This window comes from Zavarzinia marina, from assembly GCF_021568905.1.
Lineage (GTDB): Bacteria > Pseudomonadota > Alphaproteobacteria > Zavarziniales > Zavarziniaceae > Zavarzinia > Zavarzinia marina.
In genome coordinates this window covers 1161258-1175183 of record NZ_JAKGSB010000001.1, presented here as the reverse complement: position 1 = coordinate 1175183, position 13926 = coordinate 1161258, and the positions used below count along the sequence as shown (strand labels likewise).

Here is a 13926-nt window from a genome sequence, read left to right as displayed (position 1 = left end):
CCCCTCTATTCCCTTTTTGCCCGCCGGAAGCCTAGATCAGTGAGGTCTAAATTCCAAGCAATTCGGGGACTTGCGGCAGGGGGCGAAACCTCGGTGTCAATCCGTGCCGGACAGACGCCGACGCACCGCGAGCAGATCGCGCCAGGAGTCGCGCTTGGCGAGCGGCTGGCGCAGCAGATAGGCGGGATGCAGCGTGGGCATCACGGGAATGCCGTTCCAGTCCTGCCAGTGCCCGCGCAGCCGGGTGATGCCCTGGTTGGTGCCGAGCAGGCTGGTCGCCGGCGTGCCGCCGAGGAGGACGAGCACTTTCGGTTTCGACAGTTCGATCAGGCGCTCGACGAAGGGCAGGCAGGTGGCGGTCTCCACCGGGTCCGGCTTGCGGTTGGCGGGCGGGCGCCAGAAGATGATGTTGGCGATATAGGCGTCGCGCGCCCGGTCCCGGCCGATGGCGGCCAGCATGCGGTCCAGCAATTGCCCGGCACGGCCGACGAAGGGGCGGCCCAGGCGGTCCTCGTCCGCCCCCGGGGCCTCGCCGATCAGCATCAGATCGGCCCCGGCCACGCCATCCGCGATCACCGTATTGGTGGCGCCGGCCTTCAGCGGGCAGCCCTCGAAGGCCCGAATCGCCGCTTCCAGCGTGGCAATATCGTCGCAGGCGGCGGCAATCGAACGCGCATTTTCGACCAAAGCCGAATTGACTTCACGTTCTTTTTCCTGATCGCGAGCGCCCGGACCCGGCGCCGCCACGGGGGCCGCGAAAGCGGGCGATGACGTAGGGGCGACAGGCACTTGCGCGTTTTTCGCGGCGGCCTGTTCGGCCAGCCGGCGCGAACTCTCGAAGCGGTCGACGGCGACGTCGCCGATGGCTTCGTCGACCCCGGCCGCGAGGTACCATTCGAGAATTGCGCCATATTCCGTGATTTGATCCATGGATTGACAATACCACTGACGCTATGTTCCCGCTTCACCACATCGGGGCCGAAAGGCCGGGCCAGCAACTTATATTGTGATCAGCGGGGTTAGGAGGAACTTCATGGAACGCGAGGCGATGGAGTTCGACGTGGTCATCGTCGGCGCGGGGCCGGCGGGCCTGTCGGCGGCGATCAGGTTCAAGCAGCTCTGCGCCGAGCAAGGCAAGGACTATACGGTCTGCGTCATCGAGAAGGGCTCGGAAGTCGGCGCCCACATCCTGTCGGGCGCGGTGCTCGACCCGAAGGCGCTGAACGAGCTGCTGCCGGATTGGCAGGAGCGCGGCGCGCCCCTGAACACGCCGGTGACCGAAGACAAGTGGCTGGTCCTGACCGAAAAGAAGTCGATCACCCTGCCGGGCTTCATGATGCCGTCGTTCATGCACAACGAGGGCAACTACATCGTCAGCCTCGGCAACGTCTGCCGCTGGCTCGCGACCCAGGCCGAGGAACTGGGAGTCGAGATCTATCCGGGCTTCGCCGCCGCCGAGGTGCTCTATCACGAGGACGGCTCGGTGAAGGGCGTCGCCACCGGCGACATGGGCGTCGCCCGCGACGGCAGCCACAAGGACACCTATACCCCGGGCGTCGAGCTGCACGCCAAATACACCTTCTTCGCCGAAGGCGTGCGCGGCAGCCTGTCGAAGGAGATCATCGCGCATTACGGCCTGCGCGAGGGCAAGCAGCCCCAGACCTATGGCATCGGCATCAAGGAACTGTGGCAGATCGATCCCGAGAAGCACCGCGAGGGTCTGGTCCTGCACGCCCAGGGCTGGCCGCTGGACAAGAAGACCGCCGGCGGTGCCTTCCTCTATCACCTCGAGGACAATCAGGTCGCGGTCGGCTATGTCGTCGCCCTCGACTACTGGAACCCGTATCTCTCGCCGTTCGAGGAATTCCAGCGCTTCAAGACCCATGACGCCATTCGCCCGTTCTTCGAGGGCGGCAAGCGCATCGCTTACGGCGCCCGCGCCATCAACGAGGGCGGCTATCAGTCGATCCCCAAGCTGACCTTCCCGGGCGGCGTGCTCATCGGCTGTTCGGCGGGCTTCGTCAACGTGCCGCGCATCAAGGGCAGCCACAATGCCATGAAGACCGGCATGATGGCCGCCGAAGCCGCCTTCGAGGCGATCGACGCCGGCCGCGAGGGTCATGACGAGTTGAGCGAATACGCCAACAAGTTCTCGACCTCCTGGGTCCATGACGAACTGTTCAAGGTGCGCAACGTGCGCCCGGCCCTGAAGTGGGGCACGGTGCGCGGCACGATCTACGGCGGCTTCGACATGTGGATGAGCCACCTCGGCATGCCGCTGCCCTGGACGCTGGGGCACCACCCGGACAACACCAGCCTGGTGAAGGCCAAGGACGCGCCGAAGATCGAATATCCGAAGCCCGACGGCAAGATTACCTTCGATCGCCTGTCCTCGGTGTTCCTGTCGAACACCAACCACGAGGAAGATCAGCCGGTCCATCTGACGCTCAAGGATCCGAGCGTGCCGGTCGCGATCAACCTGGCGCAATACGACGCGCCGGAGCAGCGCTACTGCCCGGCCGGCGTCTATGAGATCGTGGGCCAGGACGTGGGCGAGCCGCGCCTGCAGATCAACGCGCAGAACTGCGTCCACTGCAAGACCTGCGACATCAAGGATCCGACTCAGAACATCAACTGGGTGGTGCCGGAAGGCGGCGGCGGCCCCAACTACCCGAACATGTGACGCGGGCCCGCCGGGTCGACGTCGAGCGCCAGGCCGGCGCCGTCCTGTCGGGGCGGCGCCGGTTCTTTTTCGGATCCCCCCGTTTCGCGAGACGACGCGGGGCATCCAAGTGTTGTTGGCCGCGCGGCGCGGCTCTAGATTGGCGCCCATGACTATCCGTTCGACGGGCGCCCTCCGGCCCGATTCTCTCCCGGTTCCGCGCGCCGCCGCCCTGTCGCGGTTCGGTCGCGGCTTCGCCGCCATCACGGCCGGGGCCCTGATGGTCGCCGCCTGCGCCGTGGCGGCCCAACCGCCGGCACTCGGCCATGCCGACGAATTGAGGGGCATCAAGGTCCGCACCGTCGCCGGCGGCTATCTCTCGGCGCGCTACGCGGGCGGCGTCCAGGACGCCATGGCGTCGCACCGTTTCTACGAGGACGTGCTGCGTCTCGATCCGGGCAATACCGACCTGCGCCGCCAGAGCATGATGGCGGCCCTGCTGGTGGGCAATTACCTGGACGCGACCACCCATGCCGAAGTGATCGCCCGGCTGGAACGCGACGATCCGATCGCGCCGCTGATCGTCGTCATCTCCGAAATCCGCACCGGGCGCTACGAGGCGGCGAAGAAGCATCTCGCCGCCTTGCCGGCCAATTCGGCGCTCGACATCGTCGGGCCGATCATGTCGGCCTGGGCGCTCCAGGGCCTCGGCGACGTCGATGGTGCCATAGCGGCATTGGCCAGGCTCGGCGACAATGGCGGCGTGCGGCCGTTGCGGCTCTATCATACGGCGCTGGTCGCGGCCGCTTCCCACGAAGCGAGCCTCGCGGTCGAGGCTTTCGCGGCCTTGCGCCAGTCGATGAACGGCGGCTGGATGCGCGCGATCCTGGCCGAAGGCGCCCTGTTCGAGAGCCTGGGCCAGGATGCCGCCGCCCGCGCCCTCTACAAGGCGGCGCTGGCGGATGGCAACAACAGGATCGTCGCCGCCACCCTCGAGCGGCTCGACCGGGGCGAGCGCGCGCCCATGCCGGTCGGCACGCCGGCCGAGGGCGTGGCCGAAGCCATGTTCGGCATCGCCAGCCTTCTGGCCCAGGAAGGCGCGAACGAGCCGATGCTGGTCTATCTGCGTCTCGCGCTCATGGCGCGTCCCGAATTCCCGGAAGCCCAGGTCCTGCTGGCCGATACCTTCGACGACGTCGGCGACCAGGTGTCGGCGGCCGAACTCTTCCGCGCGCTGTCGGAAGATTCGCCGCTGCGCCCGGTGGCGGACGTGCGCCGCGCCCTCCTGCTGGCGGACATGGAGCGGACCGACGACGCCCTCGCGCTTCTGGACGCCCGCGCCGCCAAAGGCAGGGACGCCAGGGTCGAGGCGATGGCCGCCAAGGGCGACATCCTGCGCCAGGGCGAGCGTTTCGAAGAGGCCGTGGCCGCCTATGACGCCGCCATCGAAGCCATCGCCGAACGCGGCGAGGCCACGGCGGCCAGCCACTGGAGCCTCTATTTCTCGCGCGGGATCTGTAACGAACGTCTGAAGCGGTGGGAGGCGGCGGAAGCCGATCTCCAGCGCGCCCTGGAACTGCGGCCGGACCAGCCCGCCGTGCTCAATTATCTCGCCTATTCCTGGGTGGAGCAGGGCCGCCATCTCGCCAAGGCCGAGGCCATGCTGAGGAAGGCGGTCGACGACCGGCCCCAGGACGGTTACATCGTCGACAGCCTGGGCTGGGTCTATTTCCGCCAGGGACGCTTCGAGGAGGCGGTGGTCGAACTCGAGAAGGCGATCGAGCTGAAGCCGGGCGATCCGACCATCAACGACCACCTGGGCGACGCCTATTGGGCGGTCGGGCGCCGGCGCGAGGCGGAATTCCAGTGGCGGACGGCGCTGGCGCTCAAGCCGGATCCCGAGCAGCAGGACCGTATCGAGGCCAAGCTCGAAAAGGGCCTGCCGCCGGAAAACCTCGTCCCCGGGAGCGACTGAGGCCGTGACGAGCATCGTCGTCGAGCAGGCGCCGGCCAAGGTGAACCTCTACCTTCACGTGACCGGCCGGCGCGCCGATGGCTATCATCTGCTGGAATCCCTGGTCGTCTTCGCCGAGGTCGGCGACCGCGTGACCGCCCGCTCGGCACCCGCCGGCACGCTCTCCCTCGAGGTGACGGGGCCCGCCGCCGGCGCCCTCGACGGCGCCGCCGAGGACAATCTGGTCCTGCGCGCGGCGCGGGCCCTGCGCCATGCGCTCGGGGACCCCGGTCTCGGTGCCGTGCTCACCCTCGAAAAGACCCTGCCGGTGGCCTCGGGCATCGGCGGCGGCTCCGCCGATGCGGCGGCCACGCTCCGCGCCCTGACCCGCCTTTGGGGCAGGGCGCCGTCGCCCGCCGCCCTGGCCGCCCTGGCTGCGTCGCTCGGCGCCGACGTGCCAGTCTGCCTGGCCGGGCGTCCGGCCCTGATGGCCGGGATCGGCGAAAGTCTGAGCCCGCTTGCCGGAAGCCTGCCCGCGATCGGCATCGTGCTGGCCAATCCCGGCGTGGCGCTTTCGACACCGGCGGTGTTCCAGGGCCTGGGCGGCCGGTTCGGTCCCGCCGACCGGCTGGAGGGCACGCCGGCGACGGTAACCGAACTGGTGGCGGCCCTGGGCCGGCGGCGCAATGATCTGGAAGCGCCGGCGATCGCCGCCTGCCCGACGATCGCCGGCGTTCTGACGGCGCTTTCGGCGTGTCCCGGCGTGTTGCTCGCCCGGATGAGCGGTTCCGGGGCGACCTGTTTCGGCCTTTGCGCCGATGCCGCGACCGCGTCCGCCGCCGCCGAGACGCTGCGCGTCTCCCATCCCGGCTGGTGGGTCGCGGGCGGCGGGCTGGCGCGCCCGCCCGGCGCCGCGGAACCCTGCGTGGCGGGCCCCGTCGCGGCGGGAAGGGGCGCGGCGGGAAGGGGCGCTGCATGAGCGGGCAGGGCGCCGGGGCGATGCGCGGACATCCGGCCGGGTGGGACGCCGTGCTGCGCGGCGCCGCGGTCATCCTGGTCGCGCTCGTCCTCGCGGCGTGCAGCAGTTCACGCGGCAAACCCGGCAAGATCGACTTGCGCAGCCTTTCCGACATCGAACGCACATGGTACGAGGCGCTGGTGGTGCTGCCGCCGGCGACGGTGGACGGCGCCGTCACCATGCGCCACATGGTGGAGGTGCTGGATGATCCGCCGCGTTACGCGCGGCCGCCGACCACGATCATCTATCTGCACGGCTGCACCGGGATCGGCGATACCGCCGTGCTCCGCTATCTGGCGGCGGCGGGTTATATGGTGATCGCGCCGAATTCCATGGCGCGGGTGTTCCGGCCCCTGCAATGCGACCCGGCGACCGGCCGGGGCGGCCTCAACCAATTCGTCTACGACTTCCGGACGACCGAGCTTTCCTTCGCGCTCCACAACATCCGCCTGATCCCCTGGATCGACCCCGAGGATCTGTTCGTGATGGGCGGCAGCGAGGGCGGCGTGACGGCGGCGCTCTTTCGCGGCGACGCCTTCCGGGGGCGGATCATCGCGGCCTGGACCTGTCATGGCGCGCCCATCGTCGCCGGCCTCGCCTCGGCACCGCGCGAACCCGTGCTCAGCATCGTCTCCCGCGGCGATCCCTGGTATTCCGGCCCGGCCGCGGTCGGCCAGAGCGGTGACTGCGGCGCCTATATGACGGGGCGCCCCAACGCCCGTTCCCTGGTGCTGCCGCCCGAGGACGGCCATGCCGTGCTGAACAGTGACGCCGGGCGCCGCGCGATCCTCAGTTTCCTCGGCCTGTGGCGAAAACCTCACCTCTATCCCTGACGGGGCGGTTTCGAGAATTTCCCGGATCGGGGCATCCGGCCGCTTGTGAGCGGCCATCGAAGCCCCTAGCCTCCGGAAAAAACACGGTAAGGGTAAGAAGAGCCTGACGGCTGGGGGGAGAGGGGAACATTCATGGACGAACTGGTGGCCGGTCTCCGGACGCTCCACGCGCACCCGGATTTCTGGGGTATCGTCTCCATTCCCATCGTCGCCGCCATCGTCACCTGGGGCCATGTCTGGATGGCGATCCAGATGGTGTTCTATCCGATCGAATTTCTCGGCTATCGCCCGCTCTGGCTCGGCTGGCAGGGCATCATCCCGCGCAAGGCCGAGAAGATGGCGGGCATCGTGGTCGACAAGACCCTGACCAAGCTCGGCACCGTCGGCGACTTCCTGAACGAGATGAACCCCGAGCTGATCGCCGCCTATGTCGCCAATGCGATCGAGCGCCGGATCGAGGAAATCGTCGACGAGGTGATGGAGGAGCGCAACCGCGTCTTCTGGCAGAACCTGCCGCGTGGCGTGCGCCGCCGGGTCTACGACCACATCCGCAGCCGCCTGCCCGACGTCATGCTCGAAATGATGATGGAGATCATGGCCGACGTCGACAATCTGGTCGACATCAGGGAGATGGTGGTGCGCCAGATGGCCGGCGACCGCGCCCTGATGGTGCGCATGTTCCAGGAGGTCGGCCACAAGGAATTCAAGTTCATCGTCGACATCAGCTTCTGGATCGGTCTCGGTTTCGGCTTCCTCCAGATGATCCTGTTCTATTTCGTTCCGGCCCATTGGCTGCTGCCGGCCTATGCCGCCACCCTCGGCCTGCTGACCAACTGGATCGCCCTCGCCATGGTGTTCCGGCCGCTGCATCCGGTGAAGGTCGGGCCGTTCCGGATCCAGGGCGTGTTCCTGAAGCGCCAGGACGAGGTCGCCGAGAAATTCGCCGAGCTTTCGGCCAACGAACTCCTGACCATCGGCCGCATCACGCGCGAGATCATCACCGGCAAATATTCCAGCCGTACCCGCAGCATCGTGAAGCGGCGCCTGATGCCGATCCTCGAATCCCCGGTCACCCGCGCCACCATGCAGATCACCCTCGGCACCGAGGGGTTCGCGGCGATGCGCGACACGGTGGCCGACAAATCGGCCGATTTCGCCCTCGATCCCATGGAGGACGAACGCTTCAACAAGGACCGCGCCAAGGTGCTTCAGGCCCGGCTGGCGGAAAAGATCCGCGCCCTGCCGACCGAGGAATTCCAGGACATGTTGCGCCCCGCCTTCCAGGAGGACGAATGGATCCTCCTGGTGCTGGGCGCCGTCACCGGCCTCGCGGCCGGCACGCTGCAATTGCTCCTGGGCTTTTCCTAGGCCGCCGGCGGCCGAAGCCCGGCCCAGGGCGCCGCCGTCTCGAGCTGCGCCGCGAGGCGGAACAGGCGGGCTTCGTCGCCGAAGCGGGCGGTGAACTGCACGGCGCGCGGCAGGCCCAGGGCGTCGAGGCCCATGGGCACCGACATGGCCGGCTGGCCGGTCATGTTCTGCAGGCCGGTGAAGGCGGTATAGCGCCGGATCGCCGCGATATAGTCGGCGATGTCGTCCGGCGACAGGGACAGGGTGCCGAGGGGCGGCGGGCTGTCGGGCAGTATCGGCGTCAGCAGCAGGTCGAAGCCGCCGTCGTCGAGGAAGCGGGCCATGGCCCGGCCGGCGCCATGGACCGCCGCCAGCCCGTCGAGATAGAGCGGCGCGGGCAGGCCGCGGCCGCCGTCCGCCAGCATGGCGGTCACGGTCTCGATCAGGTCGCCGGCCGCATCCCGGCCGAGGACGGCGAGACGCTGGTCGACCACGCGGGCGACATTGGCGCCGATCACCGCCTGCTGGGCGGCGGCGAGCGCCGGACCGTCGAGCGGCAGGGCTTCGACCTCCACCACCTCGTGGCCGAGATCGGCGAGGAGGGCGCGGGTCTCGGCGATGGCGTCGAGGGCGGGGGCACCCAGCGCCGTCGGGTTCGCCGCCTCGAGGCAGAGGGCGATGCGCAGCCTCTCCACCGGGGCACCCACTTCCGACAGAAAGGGCCGGCTCGGCGCCGGCGCGGCATAGGGATCGCCGGCCACCGGGGCGGCGGTCGCATCGAGCAGGGCGGCGGAATCGCGGACCGTGCGGGCGACGGCATGGACCGTCGACATGCCGCCCCAGCCCTCGGCCGCGTCGGGCGCCATGGAGATGCGGGCGCGGCTGGGCTTCAGGCCGAACAAGCCGCAGCAGGCGGCCGGAATGCGGATGGAACCGCCCCCGTCCGAGGCATGGGCGAGCGGGATGATGCCGGCCGCGACGGCCGCCGCCGCCCCACCCGACGAGCCGCCGGAGGTCCGTTCGGGATCATAGGGATTGCGGGTCTGGCCGGTCAGCCGGTTCTCGGTGGTCGAGGTCAGGCCCAGTTCGGGCGAGGTGGTGCGCCCGAAGAGCACGAAGCCGGCCTGGCGATAGCGTTCGATCAGCACGCTGTCGTGATCGCAGACGAAACCCTCGTAGAGCCGGCTGCCGTTGGTCAGGGGCCAGCCGGCGACATGGGCGTTCATGTCCTTGATCAGCATGGGCACGCCGGTGAAGGGGCCCTGGGGCAGGCCGCGCTCGATCTGGCGCCTTGCGTCGCGCTCGTTCAGCTGGGTGACGGCATTGATGGCGGGGTTGAGGCTGTTCACCCGTTCCAGCGCGCGTTCCAGCAATTGTCCCGGCGTCACCTCGCCCTCGGCGACGAGCCGGGCAAGACCGAGCGCATCCTGCGCGGCGTAATCCTCGACACTGATCATGTTTTCTCCCCTGATGGGCCGTTGCCGGCTTCTGGTCGCGTCGCGGTCCGATGTCGCCGACGGCGGGAACCGAAGCTTGGCCGATGTGTTGCCCTCAGGCAATGCCCGCTGCCCGCCGGTCCGTTCCGCCTGCGATCGCCATTGGGCCGGCGCCTTCGATGTGATAGGTCTGTGTCATGACTGAAGTCTGCTTGCGACGACGACGCCCGATTTCGCCCGGCACCCCGTGCCGGATAGCGAAGTCGCGTCCGTTCGTTCGCGGGTGAGGGGCGGGGCCCCGGCGCCCCCGACGGCCGCGGTTCGCCACCCCCGATCCCGCCAGACACCAGAAGACGACAGCCATGACCACCCTGATGCAGGAACGGCCGGAAGACGGCCCCGCCATCGAAACCCTGATCGACACCGCCTTCGGTGCCGAGCGCTTCGCCAAGACCGTCTACAAGTTCCGCGAGGACGTGCCGCCGATCGACGAATTGAGCTTCGTCGCCTATGACCGCCAGACCTTGGTCGGCACCCTGCGTTTCTGGCCGATCCTGATCGGCGGCACGACGGAGGCGATCCTGCTGGGGCCCCTGGCGGTCGATCCCACCCGCCGGGCGGAAGGGATCGGCGCCGCCCTCATGTGGCACGGCCTGGCCGAGGCGCAGCGGCGCGGCCACCGCATCGTCATCCTGGTGGGCGACTACGATTATTACGTGAAGTTCGGCTTCAAGCGCGAACCCTGCAGCCGGCTGGACCTGCCCGGCTGGGTGGACCGCAAACGCTTTCTCGCCCGGGCCCTGGTTCCCGGCGCGGTCGACAATCTGTCCGGCATGGTCGAGAAATGGGTGCCGGTGGAGCGGCGATCCCGCGACGTCGCGTGAGGGGGGGGGCACCGTGGCCTGTCGACCGATGCAGGCCTACCGGGCGAGCTTCCGGCGCCATGATTTATGTAGCTACGATTTTTATTGCGGATAGAATTCCTCTCTGGCGGTGAAATCGCGTGCTCATCACCTATGACGACGCAAAAAGGGAAGCCAATATCGCTAAGCACGGCCTGGATTTCGAGGCTTTGGTCGATGGCGTCTTTTTCGAGACTGCCCTTGTTCGCCCAGCCCGGAACGGCCGGTTCATGGCGATCGGACGGCTTGCGGATGGAACGATTTCGGTGGTGTTTGCGCGCCTCGGCGCCCAGGGGATCTCGATCATCTCCATGCGGCCGGCGAGCGTGAAGGAAAGGAAGCTTCTGTCATGACTAAGAAGCGGATGACCGAATTCGAGCCCGGTCACGGGTTCACCAAGCAGGATTGGGACGATGTCTGCGACAATCCCGAATGGACTGCGGCCGATATTGCCAAAGCCCGCTCTTTCGCCGAAGTCTTCCCCGACCTGGCGGAAAGCATCAAGCGCATGCCCGGGCGCCCGAAATCGGACCGGCCCAAAGTGCAGACCACCATACGCCTGTCGCAAGACGTGCTCGATCACTTCAAGGCGGATGGGCCGGGCTGGCAGCGCCGGATCGACGAAGCGTTGAAGAAGGTCGCGGGTCTGAAATAAGGAGCCGCGCCGAGGTCGCCGCGACCGATGTTCGGCCAAGCCGTATCTTGAATCCCCATCGCAACGGGCGGAAGCTGATGCGCCTTTTCCGGCCCGTCGCGTAAGGAACCCGTCATGTCCAATCACCTGAAATTCTATATCGGTGGCGCCTTCGTCGATCCCGTGGCGCCCGCGGTGCTCGACGTCGTCAATCCGGCGACGGAAGAGGTCTATACGCGGATTTCGGTGGGCGCGGCGGCGGACGTGGACCTTGCGGTGGCGGCGGCGCGGGCGGCGTTCCCGGCGTTTTCCAGGGTCTCGCAGGCGGATCGTCTCGCCCTCCTGAAACGGATCCTCGACGTCTACAATGCGCGGTCGGAGGATCTGGCGCGGGCAGTGATGGAAGAGATGGGCGCGCCGCTCTCCTTCGCGCGGGAAGCGCAAGTCTGGGCCGGCCGCGTGCATCTGGAGGCGACGATCGCGGCGCTGGCGGATTTCAGCTTCGAATATCCCCGAGGCTCGACCCGGATCGTGATGGAGCCGATCGGCGTGGTCGGCATGATCACACCCTGGAACTGGCCCCTCAACCAGATCGTCTGCAAGGTGGCGCCGGCCATCGCCACAGGCTGCACCATGGTCCTGAAACCGTCGGAGATCGCGCCGATCTCGGGCACGATCTTCGCCGAGATCATGGATGAGGCGGGCGTGCCGGCGGGTGTGTTCAACATGGTCCAGGGCACCGGGCCCGACGTCGGCCAGGTGATCGCCGAACACCCGGGCGTCGACATGGTCTCCTTCACGGGCTCGACCAGGGCCGGCATCATCGTCGCCCAGTCGGCGGCGGTCACCGTGAAGCGCGTCGCCCAGGAACTGGGCGGAAAATCGGCCAACATCATCCTGCCCGACGCGGATTTCGAGGCGGCGGTCAGCGCCGGCGTCGCCGGCTGTTTCGGCAATACCGGCCAGTCCTGCGACGCGCCGACCCGCATGTTCGTGCCGGCCGATCGTCACGACGACGCCATGATCATCGCCCGGGCGGCGGCGCTCACCCACAAGGTGGGCGATCCGCTGGCGGAGGATACGGTGCTCGGCCCTCTGGTCTCCCAGGTCCAGTTCGACAAGGTGCAGCGCCTGATCCAATCGGGCATCGACGAGGGCGCGACCCTGGTGGCCGGCGGCACGGGGCGGCCGGACGGCCTGAACCGGGGCTATTTCGTGAAGCCGACGGTGTTCGGCAACGTCCGCCACGACATGACCATCTCGCGCGAGGAGATTTTCGGCCCCGTGCTCTCGATCCTGCCCTATGAGAGCGAGGCCGAGGCGATCGAAATGGCCAACGACACGGTCTATGGCCTTGCCGCCTATGTCGCCTCTGGCGATCTCGATCATGCCCGCGCCGTCGCCCGCGAACTGCGCGCCGGCACGGTGAACATCAACTACCCGGACTGGGACACGCACGCTCCCTTCGGCGGCTACAAACAGTCCGGCAACGGCCGCGAATATGCCGACTGGGGCATCCATGACTTCCTGGAGATCAAGGGCATCGTCGGCTACGGCGCCTGATCAGGGGATGAGCCCGGTCTTGTGCAGGGCGATGGGGACGTAATGGTCCAGGGCGGCGGCGATCGCAGCCTTGGCCTTCTCGATCTGTCCGGGCGTCAGGTGAACGCTCTCGAAACCGAGATTTGAAATGACCTCGACGGCTGCATGGGTGCCGTCTCCGGCGCTCAGGCTACCGTTCGCCATATCTTTCATCGTCACAGGGTCGATGATGTGGATGTCGCCGACGCAATAGGCCCTTGCGAGGGACTCGTCGGCGAATGGACGGGAGATGTCGTAGATGCCGCAGCCTGAGAACTGCCATCCGATATCGGGGAATGCGACGGACTTATAGAGGTTGAAAAAGAGAATGGCGTCCGCCTTCACACCGCTGCCGGCCATGGCCGGGACGACGATCGACTCGACCCGGCCACTGTAGGAATCGGACAGCATGTCGTCCTCGTCGATTGCCGGTGCGGGGATGACCACCAGCTTGAAGCGCGGTTCTAGGTTGCGGCGCAGCGCCGCGACCTTCATCTCGTCGATGCCCCATTCCTTCGCGTCGTAACTGGTGCCGTCATTGCCGAAGACCGTGATCCCGCGATGGGATACCCGTACCGTGCTCTTCGGCGCGATGACGACGGCGATCGTCGAAATGGTGGACACGGTCGCGGGCGGTAAGGGCGGCGTCGGGGCGCAGCCGGCGAGCAGCGTGGTGATGGCGACGAGGACGGCGAACGGGTGTTTCATGAATTCAATCCCGAGGTGTTTCGGGGAATTGATATCGCGTGGGGGCGACCGCGCAACCTGAAAGCCGTTCAGCGCCCCTCCCAACTGCCGACGACGCGGTAGATCGCCTTCACGCGCGCGGTTTCGATGGCGAATTCGCGGGGTTCGGGGGTGAATTCCTTCAGCCACAGATCCTGGTCGGACTGGCGCAGGAACTGTTTCACATAGGCTTCGTGATCGCCCAACTCGACCACGACGAAACAGCCGCGCACGGGCGGCAGGTTCGGGTTGATGAACAGGAGGTCGCCGGCCTGGAACTTGGGTTCCATGGAATCGCCCACGGCATAGACCGCGAAGGCATTGGCGACGCCGGTCAGCTGCGCCGGCCGGAAGACATGTTCGAGGGCCTGGCCCTGATCGACGAAGAGGGCATTGGCGCCGCCCCGCGCGGCGCCGCAGACCGGCAGGTCGCGCGCCGGCTGGCCCCCGGGGCCCAGCGCCCAGGGCAGGAGGGGGGGCGCCACTTCGGCCAAGGTCGGCGCCGACGCCACCGATGCGGGATCGGCCGGCAGCAGGTCCTTCGGATCGCAGCCGAGCGGGCCGGCAAGGCGCAGCATCCAGTCGATGGTGAGGCGCCGCTCCCCCCGCTCCAGCTTGACGATCTGCGAGCGGCCGGTACCCGCGCGTTCCGCCAGCTGGTCCTGGGTCAGGCCGGCGTGCCGGCGCAATTCGGCCAAGCGATTGTTCACGGTGTTGCTCCCGGAATGTATCCTCGGACTTTACATCAATTGCCCGATTTGGGCAAAATGTTCTTGTTTTGTTCATTATCGGTGGTATCGTTTCGTCGATAATCGCATGACGGAGGGAAGGCG

Annotated in this window: 13 protein-coding genes; 9 read left to right on the top strand and 4 right to left on the bottom strand. The window is 67.6% G+C overall.

Features of this window, described 5'->3' with window-relative positions; translation table 11 throughout:
* Window positions 1-96: 96 nt before the first annotated feature.
* Entirely contained in the window at window positions 97-930 is an 834-nt protein-coding gene (locus L2U69_RS05670; RefSeq protein ID WP_236105622.1) for a uracil-DNA glycosylase, read from the bottom strand.
* Between the two features lie 103 nt (window positions 931-1033).
* On the opposite strand from L2U69_RS05670, the gene L2U69_RS05665 reads away from it, so the two are divergent.
* The 5 genes from L2U69_RS05665 to L2U69_RS05645 all read left to right on the top strand — a co-directional run bounded on the left by L2U69_RS05665 (window position 1034) and on the right by L2U69_RS05645 (window position 7835).
* Entirely contained in the window at window positions 1034-2683 is a 1650-nt protein-coding gene (locus L2U69_RS05665; RefSeq protein ID WP_236105620.1) for an electron transfer flavoprotein-ubiquinone oxidoreductase, read from the top strand.
* 148 nt (window positions 2684-2831) lie between these two features.
* On the top strand, window positions 2832-4637 hold the full coding sequence (locus tag L2U69_RS05660) for a tetratricopeptide repeat protein (protein WP_236105617.1): 1806 nt from the start codon (window positions 2832-2834) through the stop codon (window positions 4635-4637).
* A 4-nt stretch (window positions 4638-4641) separates the two neighbouring features.
* A complete protein-coding gene (locus L2U69_RS05655) occupies window positions 4642-5595 on the top strand; it encodes a 4-(cytidine 5'-diphospho)-2-C-methyl-D-erythritol kinase (protein WP_236105614.1) in 954 nt (317 codons plus the stop codon).
* Window positions 5592-6467 (top strand): dienelactone hydrolase family protein, encoded by an 876-nt coding sequence (locus tag L2U69_RS05650; RefSeq protein WP_236105612.1) that lies wholly within the window; start codon window positions 5592-5594, stop codon window positions 6465-6467. The genes L2U69_RS05655 and L2U69_RS05650 overlap by 4 nt, the downstream gene beginning before the upstream one ends.
* A 132-nt stretch (window positions 6468-6599) precedes the next feature.
* On the top strand, window positions 6600-7835 hold the full coding sequence (locus L2U69_RS05645; RefSeq protein WP_236105610.1) for a DUF445 domain-containing protein: 1236 nt from the start codon (window positions 6600-6602) through the stop codon (window positions 7833-7835).
* On the opposite strand, the gene L2U69_RS05640 is transcribed toward L2U69_RS05645, so the two are convergent.
* Window positions 7832-9271 (bottom strand): amidase, encoded by a 1440-nt coding sequence (locus tag L2U69_RS05640; protein WP_236105608.1) that lies wholly within the window; start codon window positions 9269-9271, stop codon window positions 7832-7834. The two genes, L2U69_RS05645 and L2U69_RS05640, sit on opposite strands and share 4 nt — an antisense overlap.
* Window positions 9272-9612: 341 nt before the next feature.
* Between L2U69_RS05640 and L2U69_RS05635 the strand changes: the two genes are divergently transcribed.
* The 4 genes from L2U69_RS05635 to L2U69_RS05620 all read left to right on the top strand — a co-directional run bounded on the left by L2U69_RS05635 (window position 9613) and on the right by L2U69_RS05620 (window position 12349).
* Window positions 9613-10134 carry a GNAT family N-acetyltransferase gene (locus L2U69_RS05635; RefSeq protein WP_236105607.1) on the top strand — a complete coding sequence of 174 codons (522 nt, stop codon included), beginning with the start codon at window positions 9613-9615 and terminating at the stop codon, window positions 10132-10134.
* Window positions 10135-10253: 119 nt separating this feature from the next.
* Window positions 10254-10505, top strand: coding sequence for a BrnT family toxin (locus L2U69_RS05630; protein WP_236105605.1), 252 nt, complete (start codon window positions 10254-10256; stop codon window positions 10503-10505).
* Between the two features lie 11 nt (window positions 10506-10516).
* Window positions 10517-10807: a BrnA antitoxin family protein gene (locus L2U69_RS05625; protein ID WP_236105603.1), complete on the top strand. Its 291-nt coding sequence runs from the start codon at window positions 10517-10519 to the stop codon at window positions 10805-10807.
* 114 nt (window positions 10808-10921) lie between these two features.
* Window positions 10922-12349, top strand: a complete 1428-nt coding sequence (locus L2U69_RS05620) for an aldehyde dehydrogenase family protein (RefSeq protein ID WP_236105601.1) — start codon at window positions 10922-10924, stop codon at window positions 12347-12349.
* Here L2U69_RS05620 and L2U69_RS05615 read toward each other — a convergent pair whose 3' ends face one another.
* Together L2U69_RS05615 and L2U69_RS05610 are read right to left on the bottom strand one after the other, a co-directional pair.
* Complete coding sequence (locus L2U69_RS05615; RefSeq protein WP_236105599.1) at window positions 12350-13075, bottom strand: hypothetical protein; 726 nt, start codon at window positions 13073-13075, stop codon at window positions 12350-12352. It lies immediately after the preceding gene.
* Between the two features lie 68 nt (window positions 13076-13143).
* Window positions 13144-13803 carry an XRE family transcriptional regulator gene (locus L2U69_RS05610; protein WP_236105596.1) on the bottom strand — a complete coding sequence of 220 codons (660 nt, stop codon included), beginning with the start codon at window positions 13801-13803 and terminating at the stop codon, window positions 13144-13146.
* Between the last annotated feature and the right edge of the window lie 123 nt (window positions 13804-13926).